This is a genomic window from Flavonifractor sp. An100, from assembly GCF_002161175.1.
In the GTDB taxonomy this organism is placed as follows: Bacteria; Bacillota; Clostridia; order Oscillospirales; family Oscillospiraceae; genus Lawsonibacter.
The window spans coordinates 37,350-55,318 of record NZ_NFMA01000023.1; the positions used below are offsets into that span (position 1 = coordinate 37,350).

18 protein-coding genes are annotated in these 17,969 nt (G+C 56.8%); 17 read left to right on the forward strand and 1 reads right to left on the reverse strand.

What is annotated here, in order from left to right; translation table 11 throughout:
- The first annotated feature begins 17 nt into the window (after window positions 1-17).
- The 8 genes from B5E43_RS11975 (at window position 18) to B5E43_RS12010 (ending at window position 8,451) form a co-directional block, all read left to right on the forward strand.
- Window positions 18-1,445: a HAMP domain-containing sensor histidine kinase gene (locus B5E43_RS11975; RefSeq protein WP_087397028.1), complete on the forward strand. Its 1,428-nt coding sequence runs from the start codon at window positions 18-20 to the stop codon at window positions 1,443-1,445.
- Between the two features lie 82 nt (window positions 1,446-1,527).
- Entirely contained in the window at window positions 1,528-2,511 is a 984-nt protein-coding gene (locus tag B5E43_RS11980) for a DUF1385 domain-containing protein (RefSeq protein WP_087397030.1), read from the forward strand.
- Between the two features lie 206 nt (window positions 2,512-2,717).
- On the forward strand, window positions 2,718-3,581 hold the full coding sequence (prmC, locus tag B5E43_RS11985) for a peptide chain release factor N(5)-glutamine methyltransferase (protein ID WP_087397032.1): 864 nt from the start codon (window positions 2,718-2,720) through the stop codon (window positions 3,579-3,581).
- An 86-nt stretch (window positions 3,582-3,667) separates the two neighbouring features.
- Window positions 3,668-4,780 carry a recombinase RecA gene (gene recA / locus B5E43_RS11990; RefSeq protein WP_087397056.1) on the forward strand — a complete coding sequence of 371 codons (1,113 nt, stop codon included), beginning with the start codon at window positions 3,668-3,670 and terminating at the stop codon, window positions 4,778-4,780.
- Between the two features lie 3 nt (window positions 4,781-4,783).
- Window positions 4,784-5,407: a regulatory protein RecX gene (locus tag B5E43_RS11995; protein WP_087397034.1), complete on the forward strand. Its 624-nt coding sequence runs from the start codon at window positions 4,784-4,786 to the stop codon at window positions 5,405-5,407.
- Between the two features lie 46 nt (window positions 5,408-5,453).
- On the forward strand, window positions 5,454-6,779 hold the full coding sequence (gene rimO / locus B5E43_RS12000; RefSeq protein WP_087397058.1) for a 30S ribosomal protein S12 methylthiotransferase RimO: 1,326 nt from the start codon (window positions 5,454-5,456) through the stop codon (window positions 6,777-6,779).
- A 197-nt stretch (window positions 6,780-6,976) separates the two neighbouring features.
- Complete coding sequence (gene pgsA / locus B5E43_RS12005; RefSeq protein ID WP_087397036.1) at window positions 6,977-7,504, forward strand: CDP-diacylglycerol--glycerol-3-phosphate 3-phosphatidyltransferase; 528 nt, start codon at window positions 6,977-6,979, stop codon at window positions 7,502-7,504.
- A gap of 68 nt (window positions 7,505-7,572) precedes the next feature.
- Window positions 7,573-8,451: a YitT family protein gene (locus tag B5E43_RS12010; protein WP_087397038.1), complete on the forward strand. Its 879-nt coding sequence runs from the start codon at window positions 7,573-7,575 to the stop codon at window positions 8,449-8,451.
- A gap of 159 nt (window positions 8,452-8,610) precedes the next feature.
- Here the strand turns inward: B5E43_RS12010 and B5E43_RS12015 are convergent, their stop codons facing one another.
- Window positions 8,611-9,456 carry an AraC family transcriptional regulator gene (locus B5E43_RS12015; protein ID WP_087397040.1) on the reverse strand — a complete coding sequence of 282 codons (846 nt, stop codon included), beginning with the start codon at window positions 9,454-9,456 and terminating at the stop codon, window positions 8,611-8,613.
- A gap of 209 nt (window positions 9,457-9,665) precedes the next feature.
- Between B5E43_RS12015 and B5E43_RS12020 the strand changes: the two genes are divergently transcribed.
- The 9 genes from B5E43_RS12020 to B5E43_RS12055 all read left to right on the forward strand — a co-directional run.
- Entirely contained in the window at window positions 9,666-10,763 is a 1,098-nt protein-coding gene (locus tag B5E43_RS12020) for a CoA-transferase (RefSeq protein ID WP_087397042.1), read from the forward strand.
- A 21-nt stretch (window positions 10,764-10,784) separates the two neighbouring features.
- Window positions 10,785-11,588 carry a glutaconate CoA-transferase subunit B gene (gene gctB, locus B5E43_RS12025; RefSeq protein ID WP_087397044.1) on the forward strand — a complete coding sequence of 268 codons (804 nt, stop codon included), beginning with the start codon at window positions 10,785-10,787 and terminating at the stop codon, window positions 11,586-11,588.
- A 68-nt stretch (window positions 11,589-11,656) separates the two neighbouring features.
- Window positions 11,657-13,405 (forward strand): carboxyl transferase domain-containing protein, encoded by a 1,749-nt coding sequence (locus B5E43_RS12030; protein ID WP_343214317.1) that lies wholly within the window; start codon window positions 11,657-11,659, stop codon window positions 13,403-13,405.
- A 68-nt stretch (window positions 13,406-13,473) separates the two neighbouring features.
- Window positions 13,474-14,268: a (R)-2-hydroxyglutaryl-CoA dehydratase activase HgdC gene (hgdC, locus tag B5E43_RS12035; protein ID WP_087397048.1), complete on the forward strand. Its 795-nt coding sequence runs from the start codon at window positions 13,474-13,476 to the stop codon at window positions 14,266-14,268.
- Entirely contained in the window at window positions 14,265-14,438 is a 174-nt protein-coding gene (locus tag B5E43_RS15175) for a hypothetical protein (RefSeq protein ID WP_158099056.1), read from the forward strand. Before hgdC ends, B5E43_RS15175 begins: the two co-directional genes overlap by 4 nt.
- Window positions 14,439-14,503: 65 nt before the next feature.
- Window positions 14,504-15,961, forward strand: coding sequence for a (R)-2-hydroxyglutaryl-CoA dehydratase subunit alpha (gene hgdA, locus B5E43_RS12040; protein WP_087397050.1), 1,458 nt, complete (start codon window positions 14,504-14,506; stop codon window positions 15,959-15,961).
- A 3-nt stretch (window positions 15,962-15,964) separates the two neighbouring features.
- Window positions 15,965-17,101: a (R)-2-hydroxyglutaryl-CoA dehydratase subunit beta gene (hgdB, locus tag B5E43_RS12045; RefSeq protein ID WP_087397052.1), complete on the forward strand. Its 1,137-nt coding sequence runs from the start codon at window positions 15,965-15,967 to the stop codon at window positions 17,099-17,101.
- Between the two features lie 199 nt (window positions 17,102-17,300).
- A complete protein-coding gene (locus tag B5E43_RS12050; protein ID WP_087397054.1) occupies window positions 17,301-17,741 on the forward strand; it encodes a biotin/lipoyl-containing protein in 441 nt (146 codons plus the stop codon).
- A gap of 19 nt (window positions 17,742-17,760) precedes the next feature.
- The coding region (locus tag B5E43_RS12055) for an OadG family transporter subunit (protein ID WP_206406998.1) at window positions 17,761-17,969 on the forward strand (209 nt) is incomplete at its 3' end.

Consider the following 17,969-nt stretch of genomic DNA (forward strand, 5'->3'; position numbering starts at 1 on the left):
GGGAAGGAGGGGAGCCTGTGGCAAAGAAAACGGATTTAAAGGATAAGGTAAAAATCCGGGGCATACGCCGGCGCTGGCTGCTGAACAGCGTCAGCGTGGTACTGCTGATTTTGGCCCTGGCTCTGGGCTCCTTTGCGGCGGCCCTGTGGAGCTATTACTACACGGGGACGGAGAGTGACCTGATGGGGAAGGCCAGTTCGGTGGCTTTCAGCTTTCAGAGCTATACCCGCAGCCAGTATTGGGCGGCGGCCCAGCAGACGGTCAACAAATATGAGGAAAAGGGCGAGCTGGAGCTGCAATTTTTGGACACGTCTGGGGCGGTCATTTACTCGGGAAATGATTTGACCGCCGGAACTACCCCCGGCACACCGGACATTGAAGGGGCGCTGGAAAATCAGATGACAACCCCCTGGATGGGCCGGGATCCCACCACCGGGGAGCGGATTGCGGCTGCTTCCAGCCCGGTGGTCTATCAGGGACAGACGGTGGGAGTGATCCGCTATGTCACCTCTCTGTCTGCCATTGACCGTCAGTTCTTTTTTGCTATGGCGGTGATTACCGTCATTGGCCTTGGGATTTTCTCCATGGTCTACTTCTCCAACCTGTATTTTGTCCGATCCATTGTGGAGCCTCTGGCCAGCATCACCGAGACAGCCCGGCTCATTGCCGATGGCAGCTATGGCGTGCAGATTGAGAAAAAATTTGACGATGAGATTGGAGAATTGACCGACACCATCAATGATATGTCCTTAAAAATCAAGCAGTCGGAAAAAACCCAGTCGGAGTTTATTTCCTCCGTCTCCCATGAGCTGCGTACCCCCTTGACCGCCATCACCGGCTGGGCGGAAACCATTCAGAGCGGGGAGCTGCGGGACGCCGCCGATGTGCGCAAGGGCATGGACATCATTGTCTCTGAGGCCAGGCGTCTGACGAACATGGTGGAGGAGCTGCTGGAGTTTTCCCGCATTGAGGACGGGCGCTTCACCCTGTCGGTGGAGCCTCTGGACCTGAAAGCGGAACTGGAGGACGCGGTATATACCTATAAAGAGTTCTTCCGCAAGGAAGGAATCGAGCTGGTGTACCAGGAGTGCGAGGAAGAGATCATCCCCATCTCCGGGGACCCAGAGCGGCTGCGCCAGGTGTTCTGTAATCTGTTGGACAATGCCGCTAAGCACGGCGGCTCCGGAAAGCGCATCGATGTGTCCATTCGCCAGGAGATTTTGGACGCGGTCATCCAGATTCGGGACTACGGCCCCGGTGTGCCGGTGGAGGAGCTTCCCTTCATTAAAAATAAGTTTTATAAGGGCAGCTCAAAGGCCCGTGGTTCTGGGATCGGACTGGCGGTCTGTGAAGAGATCATCAGCCGGCACGAGGGCCGACTGGAGATCGGAAATGCGGAGGGCGGTGGCTGTTTGGTAACCATCCGGCTGCCGATTGAAACATAAGTTCGATTTCCTCTTGCTATTTCTCGGGCCATTTGATAGAATATCCGCAACAGCGGTTTTACGATAAGGAGAACTACCATCCATGCAAGATAAGCGACAGATGCAGCCATGCTGCCAGAGGGGATTTAAAACCATGTGCGGTGGCCAGGCGCTGATTGAGGGCATTATGATGCGCGGCCCGAAGAAGCAGGCGGTTGTGGTGCGCAAGCCGGACGGAGAGCTGGAGATCCAGGAGAAGGAGCTGAAATTGATCAAGGACCGCTATCCCATTTTGGGGTGGCCATTGATCCGGGGTGTGGTCAATTTTTGCGACTCCATGTATAACGGAGTGACTGCTCTGATGTTTTCTGCGGAGTTTGCCCCGGAAGAGGGGACGGAGGAGGAAGAGCCGTCCAAATTTGAGGTCTGGTTGGAAAAACGGCTGGGCAGTGAAAAGGCCACGTCATTTTTCACCGTACTGGCGGTGATTCTGGGGATCGGAATGTCAATTGGCCTGTTTTTCCTGCTGCCCACACTGTTGGGAACGGCAATCACTCTGCTGACTGACTCCATGCTGGCCAGAAATTTGGCCGAGAGTTTTCTGAAAATACTGATTTTTGTCAGCTACTTGGCCCTGTGCTCCAATTTAAAGGAGATGAGACGGGTGTTTTCCTACCACGGGGCAGAGCATAAGACTATTTTTTGTTATGAAGCCGGCCTACCGTTGACGGTAGAAAATGTCCGCCGTCAGCCCAGGCACCATCCCCGCTGTGGTACCAGCTTTTTGTTTATGGTTATAGCCATTTCTATTTTGGTATCCACGGCAGTGTTTGCGGTTTGGCCTATCCAAAACGCATTTCTTCGTTTCCTGGCCCACTTGGCTATGCTGCCTCTGATTGTGGGAATCAGCTATGAGTTTAACCGCTGGGCCGGCCGCCATGACGGACCGATTACAAAAATTTTGGTTGCCCCGGGACTGTGGCTGCAAAATTTTACCACCTTTGAGCCGGATGATTCCATGATTGAGGTGGGAATCAAGGCGCTGGAGCTGGTGCTTCCGGAGCGGAAGGGTGAGGACGCCTGGTAACAGCGAAGCGCGAAGGCGCGCGAAGCAGCACGAATGGACCGGAGCGAGGGCGAGCGCAGGGGCGCAGAGCGGCCCGGAGACCAGCCCGAGACAGAGGGAAGCCGTGTGTGCAGCCGCCGCAGCGTGACAACAGCGAAGCACGCAGGACCCAGAACGGGGCTTTGAATCTAAGAGTAACAAGCAATTTTCAGATGGAAGGTGAAGCGATGGCTACCACCTACAACAATTTATACCTGGATACCCGCGCCCGTCTGCGTAAGGCGGGGGTAGAGGAGGCACAGCTGGAAGCCCGGGAGCTGGTATGCTACGCGGCGGATAAGAGCCGGGAGCAGCTGTACCGGGATATGTCTCTGTATGTCTCCGCTGAACTGGAAAAGCGGGTGGATGAGCTGGTCCAACGCCGCTTGGCAGGGGAACCGGTGGCCTACATCATTGGCGAGTGGGAATTTTACGGCCTGCCTCTGGACATTTCCCGGGATGTGCTCATCCCACGGACGGATACCGAACTGCTGGCGGAGCGGGGCATTGCCCGGACCCGGGAAGCCGGAGAGGGGGCCCGGGTGTTGGACCTGTGTGCCGGCAGCGGCTGCGTGGGACTTGCCATTGCCGCCAACGTGCCCACTTGCCGAGTGGTGTTGGGTGAGCTGTGTGAAGGGGCATTACGTACCTGCAAACAGAATGTACGGCGTAACGGGCTCAATGCTCGGGTGACCTGCCTGTCGGTGGACGCTCTGGAGGCCCCCAGCTCTACCCTGTGGGACTTTGATGTAATTGTCTGTAATCCACCCTACATTCCTACCGGGGATATTCCCCACCTGGACGGCTCGGTTAAGGACTATGAGCCCCACGTGGCGCTGGACGGAGGAGAGGATGGACTGGATTTTTACCGGGCCATTGCCTCCAAATGGAAATCTGCCCTTCGCCTGGGAGGTGTCCTCTTGTTTGAGGTGGGAATGGGACAGGCCCCTGACGTGGAGGAGATTTTAGCTCGAAACGGCTACGACAATATCCAGACCGCCCAGGATACCCAAGGGATCTGGCGGGTGGTGGAAGGGGCTGCCAACAATTAAAAGTCCGGTTTATTGGACTGTATTTTTGATAACCTATCGGGGATAGGGAGAGCCGGAGCTTGCCGGCCGGAAAGGATGAAGTGCAGATGGCAACAAAGAAAACCACCGTGGAGGCGGCTGCCCCCGCGTCAGATAAGAAAAAAGCGCTGGAAACCTGTATGGCGCAAATTGAGCGGGCCTATGGAAAGGGCTCTATCATGCGCCTGGGGGAGAATACGGGGATTGTAGTGGAATCCATCCCCACAGGCTCCCTATCCCTGGACATTGCTTTGGGAATTGGGGGCGTGCCCAAGGGGCGTATTGTTGAGATCTATGGTCCGGAATCCTCCGGTAAGACGACTTTGGCGCTGCACATCGTAGCCGAGGCCCAAAAGCGTGGCGGCGAGGTTGCCTTTATCGACGCCGAGCACGCTCTGGACCCAAGCTATGCCCGTGCTCTGGGGGTAGATATCGATTCCATGCTCATTTCCCAGCCGGATACCGGCGAGCAGGGGCTGGAGATCTGTGAGGCTCTGGTCCGCTCCGGCGCCATCGACGTGGTGGTGGTGGACTCTGTGGCCGCGCTTACGCCCCGGGCGGAAATTGAAGGTGACATGGGAGACAGCCATGTGGGCCTTTTGGCCCGCCTGATGAGCCAGGCTTTGCGGAAGCTGGCTGGCTCCATCGCCAAAACCAATTGTATCGTTATATTTATCAATCAGCTGCGGGAAAAGGTGGGAGTCATGTATGGCAATCCCGAGGTGACCACCGGCGGCCGCGCGTTGAAGTTCTATGCCTCTGTGCGGATTGATGTCCGGCGGATCGAGGCCATCAAGGTCGGGGGAGAGGTTGTAGGAAATCGTACCCGGGCCAAGATTGTCAAGAATAAGGTCGCGCCCCCCTTCCGGGAGGCGGAGTTTGAAATCCTCTATGGGGAGGGTATCTCCAAGTGGGGCGAGCTGGTAGATCTGGCAGTGAAGCTGGATATCATCCAGAAGTCGGGATCCTGGTTTGCCATGGGAGATCTGCGCATCGGTCAGGGCCGGGATGCCGCCCGTCAGTATTTGAAGGAGAATCCGGAGGTGGCCGAGGAAGTGGAGGCCCAGGTGCGGGCCAACGCTTATAAGCTGATGAGCAAGCAGTCTCAGGTGGCAGCCAAGGCGGCTGGCCGTGCAGTGGATGTCTCCGCCGATGATTTTGAGGACGGCGGCGAGGAGTAACCGATGGTCATCCAGGAGCTGAAGCGTTCTCTCCGAGTGGAGGGGCGCTGGTTGGCGGCATTGGAGGACGGCAGCATCCTGCGGCTGAGCGAAAATGAGGTGGCGGATTTCGCCCTCTACCCTGGCCGGGAGCTGACCGAGGAGGAGGGCGAAGCCCTCATGGCCGCCATTGCGCGCAGCACTCTGCGGGAGAAGGCTTTGAATCTACTGGCGCGAAAACCACAATCCAGACGGGAACTGGAGCGAAAGCTGGCGGAGTGGGGGAGCGAGCCCCAGGAGGCCGAGGCCATCTGTGACCGGCTGGAGGAGCTGGGATACCTCAATGACGCGGCCTACGCTGCGCAGGTGGTGGAGCACTACTCGGCCAAAGGCTTCGGGGAAAGAAAACTCCGGGATGAATTGTATCGCCGAGGAGTGCCCCGGGATTTGTGGGAAGAAGCCCTGGAGCAGGTTGGGGATTCCAGCCAGGCGATCGACGACTTTGTACGCCGGAAGCTGCGGGGGGAACGGCCGGACCGGGCCGCTTTAAAGCGGGTGTCCGACGCCCTGGCCAGGCGGGGTTATTCCTGGGGAGAGATTTCCCAGGCCCTGAGCCGCTATGAGGTAGACCTGGAAGAGGAAGCATAGCTTTCTAGACAATTATGGAACAAGCGGAATGGGAGCGATGGAACGGATGCCATATAAAATAGCTTTTGTCTCCTTAGGCTGTGCCAAGAATCTGGTGAATACGGAGCAGATGATGGCGTTGTGTCGGAAGGCAGGACATACGGTTACCGGCGAACCTGAGGGAGCCGATGTGGCGGTGCTAAACACCTGCGGATTTATTGAATCGGCCAAAAGCGAGGCCATTGACAATATTCTTCAGTTGGCCCAGCTCAAGGAGAGTGGAAAACTGAAAAAGTTGCTGGTGACCGGCTGTCTCACCCAGCGCTATCCGGAGGATATCCGGACAGAGTTGCCGGAGGTAGACGGTATGTTGGGGACCGGAAGCTATACCGATGTGGTCCAGGCGGTGGAGGAGCTGATGGCGGGGGAGCGACCTGCCCATTTTGGGAACATTCACCGCACCTATGAGGATGGAGAGCGCATGGTGACTACGCCCTCCTATACTGCCTATCTGAAAATTGCTGAGGGCTGTAGCAATGGCTGTGCCTTCTGTATCATCCCCAAGCTGAGAGGCCGTTACCGCAGCCGTTCCACGGAGGCGGTGCTGGCGGAAGCCAAACAGCTGGCTGACTCCGGAGTGAAGGAACTGATCGTGATTGCCCAGGATATCACCCGGTATGGGATGGATTTGGGGGATGGAACCACGCTGGCCAAGCTGCTGAAAGAACTGTGTAAGCTGGACTTTCATTGGATTCGCCTGCACTACCTGTATCCGGAGGTCATTACCCCGGAGTTGGTGGAAACCATCGCGTCCCAGAAAAAGATTCTCCACTACTTGGATATCCCCATTCAGCACTGCAACGATGGGATTTTAAAGGCCATGCGCCGCCGCAATACCAAGGTGGAGCTACAGGAGCTGTTTGCCCGTCTGCGTCAGGCCATGCCGGATGTGGTGCTGCGCACCTCCCTCATTTGTGGCCTGCCCGGAGAGGGAGAGGCGGAGTTTGAGGAGCTGTGTGAATTTTTGCGGGAACAGAAACTACAGCGGGCAGGCGTGTTCCAATTTTCCCCGGAGGAGGGCACTTTGGCGGCCGATATGGAGGACCAGGTGGATCCAGAGGTAGCGGCCCGCCGGGTGGAACTGGTGGTAGACCTGCAATCCCGGATCATGGATGCCTATAATGAAGAACGTCTGGGCAGTGTGATGGAGGTGCTGTGCGAGGGCTTTGACAGCCAGGCTGGCTGTTATGTGGGCCGCACCTATGCTGATTCCGTGGATATTGACGGCCATGTGTACTTTACCGCGGCTGGGCTGGTGCCGGCCGGCAGTTTTGTGCCCGTGCGCATCACCGGAGTTTCCGACGGAGATTTGACGGGAGAAATCGAAGAGTGAGCGGAGAAAAATTCCGCAAGCCCAGGGAAAATTCCACCCCTGTCCTGATTTGCGGGGAAGCGCTTGTTTCCCTTCGGGAAGTGTGGTAGACTATCGGCATATCAAAGCTCATTCCGTCTGCCTCAAACGGGGCGGGAATGACAAAGTTGCAACTGTCATGCAGTTTAGTTGGGGAATATGAAGGAGAACATAAAACAATGAATACAGCCAATAAGCTGACGATGCTCCGGGTATTGATGATTCCGGCCTTTCTTCTGGTGTTGTATCTGGGGCAGGCGCCCTGGTCGAATTATGTGGCGCTGGCCATTTTTGTGGTAGCCAGCCTCACTGATACGCTGGATGGCTATATCGCCCGACACTACAACCAAACCACTGATTTCGGCAAGTTTATGGACCCCCTGGCAGATAAATGTCTGGTGACAGCTGCCATGCTTTGGTTTGTGGAGATTGGGCAAATGCCCGGCTGGGCCCTGCTGGTGGTCATTATTCGAGAGTTCGGAGTGTCCGGACTGCGTATGGTGGCCGCTGACAAGGGGCGGGTCATTGCCGCTGGCTGGTCTGGAAAGGTGAAGACTGCCTCTACCATGGTGTGTATTGTGCTGATGCTGCTGCCCATTGCACCGTGGATCAACGGGATTTGTGTGGCGGTAATCGTGCTGACCACCATTTATTCCGGGGTGGAATATTTTATGAAAAATTTGGATATGTTGTCCCAGGCCAAGTAAGCACAGAAAGGCTATCGGAATAGAAGCGGACTCATTTGCGCCGGCGCTGAGAGCGCGTGGAGGGAATTATGAAGACCAAATCTTTGCAGCCCAAGTGGCGGGAGACGGCCTTCCGCCTGTTAGCGATGATCGTGGCGTCCCTGGCGTTTGCCGCCAACTATAAGAGTTTTATCCAGACCGGAGACCTGTTTCCGGGGGGATTTAACGGGGTTACCCGTCTGGTTCAGCGTTGTGCGCTGGAATACTGGGGAATCGTAATTCCTTTCTCCCCGGTAAATCTGGTCTTGAACGCTATTCCGGCTGTAATCAGCTTTAAATTTGTAGGAAAGCACTTCACCTTTTACTCCTGCGTGGTGATTGTACTGACCAGTTTCTTTACCGATATGATTCCCTCCATGCCCATTACAGAGGATGTACTATTGATCTGTGTATTCGGTGGTCTGATTAATGGATTAGGCTCTGCTTTGTGTCTGTATGCAGGGGTCTGCGGTGGAGGAACAGATTTTATAGCCATCGCCTTGTCTGAACGGAAGAATATGGATGCATGGAACTACATTCTATGCTGCAATGCCGTGTTGCTGGTGGTAGCCGGTCTGCTATTTGGCTGGGATAAGGCCCTGTACTCCATTATCTTCCAATTTACAGTTACCCAGGTGGTTCGGACCTTGGACCCGGAGGGGCGGCGGGCTACCTTATTTATTGTTACCGGACGAGAGACAGCTGGGGGAGTATGTGCCCAAATTCAGGATACCAATCACTCTGCTACTTTGGTGGAGGGCGTGGGGCTTTATAACGGAACTTCCTGCGTGCTAATCTATACGGTAGTATCCGGCAGCCAAGTGCGCAGGCTGGTGCGTCGGGTGCGGCAGGCCGATCCAAATGCGTTTGTGAATGTGATGCGGACAGAGAAGCTGTCCGGGCGTTTTTACCGCAGTCCAAGAAAGTGAAGAAACGGAGGACAGCCGGCGTGTTAGCTGGCTGTCCTCCGTTACATTTTGACAAAAATGACAAAATAGAGGAGGGAAAAGACGGTTTGCAGATGTTGACCCAAAATGGGGACAAAAAACGGAAAGAAAAGGAAAAAACAGATGGAATGTACGCGTTTGTTATGTACGGGTCCCGTTTCCCTGGAGCAAAATCTGATCACTTGATTGGTACTCCTTGGCGTAGCGGCCGGGAGTCAGGCCGGTCAGATGTCCAAAGGTGCGGATGAAGTGAGAGTTGTCCGAAAATCCCGAACGCTCTCCGGCCTGCTGTACGCTGACACCCTCCTGCAGGAGCTGTCGAGCCCGGAGAACCCGGCTATAAATAATGTATTCCATCACGGAAAAACCGGTTGCAGCCTTGAACACACGGCATAAATAGTGCTTGCTGATGTAGAACTGGTTGGCAATTTGATCCAAGGTGAGAGGCTCGGCCAGGTTGTCCCGGATATAGTCCAGAATGGGGGCGACCCGCAGGAAATCCTTATTGCGGATGGACTCGCCGGCAGTGGCTGCGTTCAGGGTGGGAGCGACCCGGATCAGCAGGTTTAGAAGAGCTACAGTCTGGCGAATATCGCTGCCGAAGGAACCGTCATTTTTATTGCGCTCCAAGGCCTGGAAGAGTTCAATGATCTCTGTCATTTCCTCGCCGTTGAGGGTGGCGCGACGGAAGGAGTCCTGAGCCAGCTGGGTGAAATCGGTCTGAGGTGTGGATAGCTCCACCAGGGCCTTGCGGCTGATGTGCAGGACATAACGGGCGTGGAAGCCGGTTGCCATTGTGCGGTGGAGGGTATTCTCTCCAATGAGGTACAGAGTACCCCGGCGCAGAGGGTAGACCTGATCGTTCACAAAGATGTTTCCGGGCGTGGTGAGAGGAAGAAGCAGCTCAAAGTGGTCGTGGAAATGAAGACGGCTCATATTCCAGGTTTCGTTGTGATTGAGCTGAAGATGAAATTCTACATTATTCATGGCGAACCTCCGTGGACTGTTGCAAAAAAGGGAGATAAAGAGTTGCGTGAGGCCATTATAGCATGGGAGGAGAAGATATGCAAACTTTTTGCTAAATTACAAATAGACCTTTTGTGAAAGTTGTGATAAGATAGTACACGAAAAAGAGCGTAAACCCGTACCTTGAAAACCAGAGAGAAACAAAAAACTTTTGCAATGGGGGTTTTACCATGAACAAAGTGTATTCCTTGCATGACGCGGTCGCCAAGTACGTGGAAAGCGGAGATTGTATCTGCTTCGGCGGCTTTACGACCAACCGGAAGCCCTACGCCGTGGTGGGGGAGATCCTGCGCCAGGGCCAGACTGATTTTACCGTCTGGGCCGGACCTGCCGGCGGCGACTGGGACATGATGATTGGTGAGGGCCGCGTCAAAGCCTACATCAACTGCTACACCGCAAACTCCGGCTACACCAACGTTTCCCGTCGTTTCCGTGCTGCCATCGAGAAGGGCCATCTGACCTATGAGGACTACTCTCAGGACGTGCTGATGCTCCAGCTCCATGCTGCTTCTCTGGGCCTGCCCTTCCTGCCTGTGCGCCTGATGCAGGGCTCCGGCCTGATGAAGTATTGGGGCATCAGTGAGGAGCAGCGCAAGGCGCTGGAGAAGGTGGACGATCTGAAGTGTGTGGAGATCGAGAATCCCTTCCAGCCCGGTGAGAAGGTCGTGGCTGTCCCCGTGCCCAAGCTGGACACTGCTGTGATCCACGTGCAGAAGGCCTCTCCCGATGGCACCTGTATCATCGAGGGCGACGAGTTCCATGATGTTGACATCGCCGTGGCTGCCCGTAAGGTGATCGTGACCTGCGAGGAGCTGGTCAGCGATGAGTACATCCGCCGGGATCCCACTCTGACCCGCATCTTCGGTGAGTGCGTCAGCGCGGTGGTCCACGCTCCCTACGGCGCCTGGCCCTCCCAGTGCTACAACTACTACGACAATGACTCCCACGCCCTGAAGGAGTACGATAAGGCCTCCAAGTATCAGGATGCTGAGGACGCCAAGGCCCAGCTGGCCAAGGCTGCTGAGAAGGCTGCCAAGGCTGCCGCCGCTAAGCCTGAGGACGAGAAGCTGGCGGATGCCGCCGCCAAGGCCAAGAAGGCTGCTGATGACGCCGCCTCCGGTGCCGCCATTCCCGAGACCTTCAAGGACTATGTGGAAAAGTGGGTTTACAGCGTGAAGGACAACGATGAGCTGCTGGACAAGATCGGCGGTTCCCGTCTGCTGCGGCTGAAGAATGAGCCCCATCTGGGTTATTCCACCAGACACTGATCGCTAGGGAGGTTAATGAAAATGGCTGACTATACAAAGTATACCAAGCAGGAAATGCAGGCTTATGCCATCGCTAAGAACATCAAAGAGAACCAAATCGTGATCGTGGGTACCGGCCTTCCTCTGATCGGTGCCTCCCTGGCCAAGCGGGCGGTCTGCCCCTCCTGCCACCCCATCGTGGAGAGTGGCCTGATGGACTGCTCCCCTGTTGAGGTGCCCCGTTCCGTGGGCGACAACCGCTTCATGGCTCACTGTGCCGTGCAGTGGCCCAACATCCGGTTCATCGGCTTTGAGGCCAACGAGTGGCTGCACAACGAGGACCGTCTGATCGCCTTCATCGGCGGCGCCCAGATCGATCCCTACGGCAATGTCAACTCCACCTGTATCTACGGCAAGGGTGACTATGTCAAGCCCCAGACCCGGTTCACCGGTTCCGGCGGCGCCAACGGCATCGCCACCTACTGCAACACCATCATTATGATGCAGCACCAGAAGCGCCGCTTCATGGAGAAGATTGACTACATCACCTCCTGCGGCTGGATGGACGGCCCTGGCGGCCGTGAGAAGGTGGGTCTGCCCGGCAACCGCGGTCCTCAGATGGTGGTTACCGACCTGGGTATTATGAAGTTTGACGACGAGACCAAGCGGATGTACCTGGCTTACTATTATCCGTTCTCCAGCCCCGAGATGGTCCGGGAGAACACCGGCTTTGAGGTGGACGTGTCCCGCGCCCAGCTGATGGAGGGTCCCAGCCCTGAGATCATCAAACTCATCCGGGAGGAGATTGACCCCGGCCAGGCCTTCATCAAGGTGCCCAAGGAGTAAGTAAAATAGACCAACCATCCATACCATATCAGAATAATTAGGAGGAACTGACATTGGGTAACTATTCTATGCCCCGTTATTTCCAGAACATGCCTGTTGTGGGCAAGGCTGTCCGCGCCAATCCTGAGAATGTGGAAGAGCTGCGTGCCATTGAGGACGATATTCACGCTCACATTGTAGACGCTCTGTCTGCTGGCAAAGCCGACGAGGATATGAACGCCAAGGGCCAGCTGACTGCTATGCAGCGGATCACCCTGCTGGTGGACCCCGGCACCTGGTGCCCTCTGAACAGCCTGTACAACCCCGAGCACAATAAGAACGGCTCCACCTCTATTATCAAGGGCCTGGGCCGGGTCAACGGCAAGTGGTGTGTCATCATCGCTTCCGATAACAAGAAGCACGCCGGTACCTGGGTGCCCGGCCAGGCGGACAATCTGCTCCGCGGCAGCGACACCGCCAAGCGTCTGCGCATCCCCCTGATCTATCTGCTGGAGTGCGCCGGCGTGGAGCTGGACAAGCAGGAGAAGGTGTACCCCAACCGTCGGGGCGGCGGCACTCCCTTCTATCGCAACTCTGAGCTCAACCAGATGGGCATTCCCGTCATCGTGGGTATCCACGGCACCAACCCTGCCGGCGGTGGCTACCACTCCATCAGCCCCACCATCCTCATCGCCCATGAGAAGGCTAACATGGCCGTGGGCGGCGCTGGTATCGTGGGCGGCATGAACCCCAAGCCCCATGTGGATATGGAGGCCGCTCTGGCTCAGATCGAGGCCACCAAGGGCCTGCGTGCCGATCCTCCTGGAAGCGTGTCCATCCACTATGGCCAGACCGGCTTCTTCCGTGAGGTATACACCGGCCAGGAGGGCGTGATCGAGGGCATCAAGAAGTACGTGGATATGCTGCCCAGCTATGATCTGGAGTTCTTCCGTGTGGATGAGCCCCAGTCTCCCGCTATGTCCGATGTGGAGCTGTACGATCTGGTGCTCAACAATAAAAACCGTCCTTACGATATGTACTCTGTCCTTGGTCGCCTGTTCGACGGCAGCCAGTTCATGGAGTACAAGAAGGGCTACGGCCCCGAGATGATTACCGGCCTGGCCAAGGTGGACGGCCTTCTGGTGGGCGTGGTAGCCAACCAGCAGGGCGTGTTCCCCAACTACCCTGAGTACAAGATGGAGAAGTATGGCCAGTCCATGGGTGCTGGCGGCAAGCTGTATCGCCAGGGCCTGATTAAGATGAACGAGTTTGTCACTCTGTGTGCCCGTGACCGGATCCCCATGATCTGGATTCAGGACACCACCGGCATCGACGTGGGTGACGACGCCGAGGTCGCTGAGCTGCTGGGCCTGGGCCAGTCCCTGATCTACTCCATCCAGAGCAGCAAGCTGCCCATGATGGAGATCACCCTGCGCCGCGGCACCGCCGCTGCCCACTACGTGCTGGGCGGCCCCCAGGGCAACGACAACAATGCCTTCTCTCTGGGCACCGCTGCCACAGAGATCAACGTTATGAACGGCAAGACTGCCGCCAACGCCATGTACACCGGCCGTCTGGCCAAGGACCAGAAGGCGGGCAAGGATCTGCAGCCCACCATCGATAAGATGAACGCTCTGATCGACGACTATGACGTGAAGTCCAAGCCTCTGTTCTGCGCCCAGGCTGGTCTGGTGGACGAGATTGTGGATCTGCCCATGATGCGTAACTACATCGTGGCCTTCACCGATGCCTGCTATCAGAACCCCGAGTCCATCTGCCCCTTCCACCAGATGCTGCTGCCCCGCACCATCAAGGACTACGAGACCTTTAAGAAGTAAGTGATCCCATTAGCCGGGCGGCGGCCCGCCGCCCGGCCATTTCATTTCGAGACGGAGAGACATTGATTATGAGTATTTACACTCTGGGAATCGATATCGGTTCCACCGCTTCCAAGTGCGTCATGCTCGCGGACGGCAAGGAGATCGTCAGCAAGTCCCTGATCTCCGTGGGTGCCGGCACCAGCGGTCCCCAGCGAGCCATTGCTGAGGTGCTGGAAAATGCGGGAATGAAGAAGGAAGATATGGCCTTTATTCTGGCCACCGGCTACGGTCGTAACTCCCTGCTGGAGCTGGCGGACCAGCAGATGAGCGAGCTCAGCTGCCATGCTAAGGGAGCGTCCTTCCTCTTCCCGGACGTCCACACAGTCATCGACATTGGAGGCCAGGATGTAAAGGTCCTCCAGATCGAGAACGGCGTTATGACCAATTTTGTCATGAATGATAAGTGTGCCGCCGGCACCGGCCGGTTCCTGGACGTAATGGCCCGGGTGCTGGAGGTGAAGGTGGAGGATCTGGGTGCTCTGGGTGCCCAGTCCACCAAGGATGTGGCCATCAGCTCCACTTGCACCGTCTTCGCCGAGAGTGAGGTCATCAGCCAGCTCTCCCAGGATACGGATAAGCGGGACATCATCAACGGCATCCACCACTCAGTGGCCAGCCGGGTGGCCGGATTGGCCCACCGGGTCGGTGTGCGGGACCAGGTGGTCATGACAGGCGGTGTGGCTCAGAACACCGGCGTAGTGAAAGCGCTGGAGGAGGAGTTGGGCCATATCATCTACACCTCTCCCTTGACCCAGTACAATGGGGCCCTGGGAGCTGCTCTGTTTGCCTATCAGAAGTATCAGAAGGAGCAAAAGGGATGAAAACGGTCCTGTTCGGAATTGCGGTTATCCTGTTTGCTATGCTGATGATGTTGTCAGATGTATGGCTTCCAGGGATTAGCGACCTCATGAGCCGGGGAGAATCTGCCCTGTTAGTAGGTGCTGTCGGTCTGGTCATTGCCGGGATCGGGGCATTCCGAAAGGATAAGTAGCATGTGGAGGCTGTTTTCCAACAGCCTGACTGTAAAATTGATTTTCCGCTAAGGAGGAATTTACAATGGCTAAAGAAGTAAGTCCTGGCGTCAAGGCTCTGCGCAAAGTCGTCGAGGATGTGTATGCCGATGCCCGTAAGGCCCATGCTGAGGGCAAACTGGTGGGCTGGTCCAGCTCCAAGTTCCCCTGTGAGCTGGCCGAGGCCTTTGACCTGAACGTCATGTACCCCGAGAACCAGGCTGCCGGTATCGCCGCCAACCGGGACGGCGAGATCATGTGTAAGGCCGCTGAGGATCTGGGCTTTGACAATGATATCTGCGGCTACGCCCGTATTAGCCTGGCCTATGCCGCCGGTAAGCGTGCGTCCCGGAAGTTTGACCCCGAGACCCTGGAGTATATTATGGATCCCAACAGCGGCAAGCCGCTGAAGGACGAGAATGGCAAGGTGGTCATCGATCCCGAGACCGGCAAGCCCAAGAAGGATCCCAAGACCTTGCAGCCCTACACGGTGCTGGATGACATCTATGAGATCGAGGCCCTGCCCGAGACCACCGAGAAGGAGATCGCCTACAAGAACTTCCGCCGGGAGGCCATCAAGCCTTATCGTCAGATGCGTATGCCTCAGCCCGACTTCGTGCTGTGCTGCAACAACATCTGTAACTGTATGACCAAGTGGTATGAGAATATTGCCCGTATGCGCAATATTCCCCTGATCATGATCGACATCCCCTACAACAACACGGTAGATGTTCATGACACCAACGTAGCCTACGTCCGCGCTCAGTTTGACGCTGCCATCCACCAGCTGGAGCAGATCACTGGCAAGAAGTTTGACGAGAAGAAGTTTGAGCACGCCTGTGCCAACGCCAACCGCACCGCCAAGGCCTGGTTGCGGGTGTGTGACTACCTGCAGTACAAGCCCGCTCCTTACAGCGGTTTCGACCTGTTCAACCACATGGCCGACGTGGTGACCGCCCGCGGCAAGGTGGAGGCGGCTGAGGCCTTTGAGCTGCTGGAGCAGGACCTGGCTGAGGCCGTGAAGAACGGCACCTCCACCACTCCGTTCCCCGAGCAGTATCGTGTCATGTTCGAGGGCATTCCCTGCTGGCCCAAGCTGCCCAACCTGTTCAAGCCCCTGAAGGAGCACGGGGTCAACGTCACCGCCGTGGTGTACGCTCCCGCCTTCGGTTTCGTGTATAACGACATGGATGAGATGGCCCGCGCTTACTACAAGGCCCCCAACTCCGTGTGTATCGAGCAGGGTGTGGATTGGCGTGAGGGCATCTGCCGGGATAACAAGGTGGACGGCGTTCTGGTCCATTACAACCGCTCCTGCAAGCCCTGGTCTGGCTACATGGCTGAGATGCAGCGCCGCTTTACTGAGGATCTGGGCGTGCCCTGCGCCGGCTTCGACGGTGACCAGGCCGATCCCCGGAACTTCAACGAGGCCCAGTATATGACCCGCGTTCAGGGCCTGGTAGAAGCGATGGAAGCAAACAAAGCTGCGAAGGAGGGCAAGTAAGCCATGAGCATCGAGGTTTTACTCAATCAGTTTAAGGAAGTCTCCGAGCATCCCCACCGTCAGATCGAGGCCTACAAGGCTCAGGGGAAGAAGGTCATCGGCGTCCTGCCCTATTATGCCCCCGAGGAGCTAGTGCTGGCCGCCGGTATGGTGCCCATGGGTATCTGGGGCAGCAACAGCAAGACCATCTCCTTGGCCAAGGAGTACTGTGCCACCTTCTACTGCACCATCGCCCAGCTGGCCCTGGAGATGCTGCTGGACGGCACCCTGGATATGCTGGACGGCATCATCACTCCCACCATCTGCGATACGCTGCGCCCCATGAGCCAGAACATCCGTGTGGCGATGAGCAAGAAGCTGCCCTGCATCTTCCTGGCCCATCCCCAGTACCGCCGTCCCGCCTTCGGCCTGCAGTTTACCGTGGACCAGTACATGCACATCAAGGCTGAGCTGGAGAAGATCTCCGGCACCGCCATTACCGATGAGGCTCTGCGTCAGGCCATTAAGGTCATGAACCGCAGCCGGAAGGCCCGCCGGGAGTTTGTGAAGCTGGCCGGTCAGCACCCCGAGGCCGTCTCCGCCGTCAACCGTTCCGCGGTTCTCCGCTCTGCTTGGTTTATGGAGAAGGAAGTGCACACCGCCAAGCTGGAGGAACTCAACGCTCTGCTGGCTGCTCTGCCCGCTTCTCAGTGGAAGGGCAAGAAGGTCCTCACCTCCGGCATTATCTGCGACAACCCCAAGCTGCTGCAGATTTTTGATGACAATAACATTGCCATTGCAGCTGACGATGTGGCTCAGGAGAGCCGTGCTATCCGTGTGGATGCCGCTGAAACCGGTGATCCCATGATGGCTCTGGCCCAGCAGTTTGCGGATCAGGATTATGACGTGCTGCTTTACGATGAGCACTCCAACCAGAACCGCCGCGGCGAGTTTGTGGCCAAGCTGGCGAAGGATTCCGGTGCTCAGGGCCTGGTGCTGTTTATGCAGCAGTTCTGTGACCCCGAGGAGATGGAGTATCCCTATCTGAAGAAGGCCCTGGACGAGGCCGGCGTGCCTCACATCAAGCTGGGCGTCGACCAGCAGATGCGGGACTTTGGTCAGGCCAGCACCGCCATCCAGGCGTTTGCTGATGTGCTGTAAAGATCCTGTTATAACTTGGTGTTTGTCCCCGCAGCGCTTGACACAATGCGGAAAATAATGTTATAATGCGACCAATTTGAGTAATCTTGGTTGGCATTAACTAACACAAGATTGCTAAACGCTTAAACGCTGGCCCGCATATGGGAACGGTCCAGCGTTTAGGCGGAAGATTAATAATTGTAAAGGGGAAAACAAAGCTATGAACTATAATGTTACCGTCAATGGCAAAGTTTACAGCGTGACCGTGGAGAAGACCGGCGCTGCTGCTCCTGTAGCTGCCCCCGTAGCCGCCCCTGTGGCTGCCCCCGTAGCCGCCCCTGTGGCCGCTCCCGTAGCCGCTCCCGTGGCTGCGCCTGCGCCTGCTCCTGCCGCCGCTCCTGCCGCTGCCCCTGCCCCTGCTGCCGCCCCCGTTGCTGTGGCTGCTGGTGAGACTGCCGTGAACAGCCCCATGCCCGGCAATGTGTTTAAGGTAGAGTGCTCTGTTGGCCAGCAGGTAAAGGCCGGCGATGTGCTGGTTGTTCTGGAGGCCATGAAGATGGAGATCGAAGTCTCCGCTCCTGTGGACGGCACCGTCAAGGCCGTGGCTGCCACTGTGGGTACTACCGTCAATACCGACGATCTGCTGGTAACCCTGGGCTAAGTTTAGGGGGTTATGGAATATGCCGACGTTAGAAAAAGCAATCCTGGATCCGTTTAGCCCGCTTACTGTACCGGAAGCGCTGATGGTGGCCGTCTGCGGCATGGTGGTCGTGTTTATGATGCTGGCCATTCTGGCCCTGGTAATCATCGTGATTTCCAAGGTGGTGGGCTCTGTTGAGGGTAAGGCTGCCGCCGCCGCTCCGGCCCCCAAGAAGGCGGCTCCCGCCCC

Bases quoted from the DNA above. Each gene is read 5' to 3' on its own strand.
- B5E43_RS11980 (WP_087397030.1), top strand. From the start codon at position 1,528: ATGCAAGATAAGCGACAGATGCAGCCATGCTGCCAGAGGGGATTTAAA.
- prmC (WP_087397032.1), top strand. From the start codon at position 2,718: ATGGCTACCACCTACAACAATTTATACCTGGATACCCGCGCCCGTCTG.
- recA (WP_087397056.1), top strand. From the start codon at position 3,668: ATGGCAACAAAGAAAACCACCGTGGAGGCGGCTGCCCCCGCGTCAGAT.
- B5E43_RS11995 (WP_087397034.1), top strand. From the start codon at position 4,784: ATGGTCATCCAGGAGCTGAAGCGTTCTCTCCGAGTGGAGGGGCGCTGG.
- rimO (WP_087397058.1), top strand. From the start codon at position 5,454: ATGCCATATAAAATAGCTTTTGTCTCCTTAGGCTGTGCCAAGAATCTG.
- pgsA (WP_087397036.1), top strand. From the start codon at position 6,977: ATGAATACAGCCAATAAGCTGACGATGCTCCGGGTATTGATGATTCCG.
- B5E43_RS12010 (WP_087397038.1), top strand. From the start codon at position 7,573: ATGAAGACCAAATCTTTGCAGCCCAAGTGGCGGGAGACGGCCTTCCGC.
- B5E43_RS12015 (WP_087397040.1), bottom strand. From the start codon at position 9,456: ATGAATAATGTAGAATTTCATCTTCAGCTCAATCACAACGAAACCTGG.
- B5E43_RS12020 (WP_087397042.1), top strand. From the start codon at position 9,666: ATGAACAAAGTGTATTCCTTGCATGACGCGGTCGCCAAGTACGTGGAA.
- gctB (WP_087397044.1), top strand. From the start codon at position 10,785: ATGGCTGACTATACAAAGTATACCAAGCAGGAAATGCAGGCTTATGCC.
- B5E43_RS12030 (WP_343214317.1), top strand. From the start codon at position 11,657: ATGCCCCGTTATTTCCAGAACATGCCTGTTGTGGGCAAGGCTGTCCGC.
- hgdC (WP_087397048.1), top strand. From the start codon at position 13,474: ATGAGTATTTACACTCTGGGAATCGATATCGGTTCCACCGCTTCCAAG.
- B5E43_RS15175 (WP_158099056.1), top strand. From the start codon at position 14,265: ATGAAAACGGTCCTGTTCGGAATTGCGGTTATCCTGTTTGCTATGCTG.
- hgdA (WP_087397050.1), top strand. From the start codon at position 14,504: ATGGCTAAAGAAGTAAGTCCTGGCGTCAAGGCTCTGCGCAAAGTCGTC.
- hgdB (WP_087397052.1), top strand. From the start codon at position 15,965: ATGAGCATCGAGGTTTTACTCAATCAGTTTAAGGAAGTCTCCGAGCAT.
- B5E43_RS12050 (WP_087397054.1), top strand. From the start codon at position 17,301: ATGAACTATAATGTTACCGTCAATGGCAAAGTTTACAGCGTGACCGTG.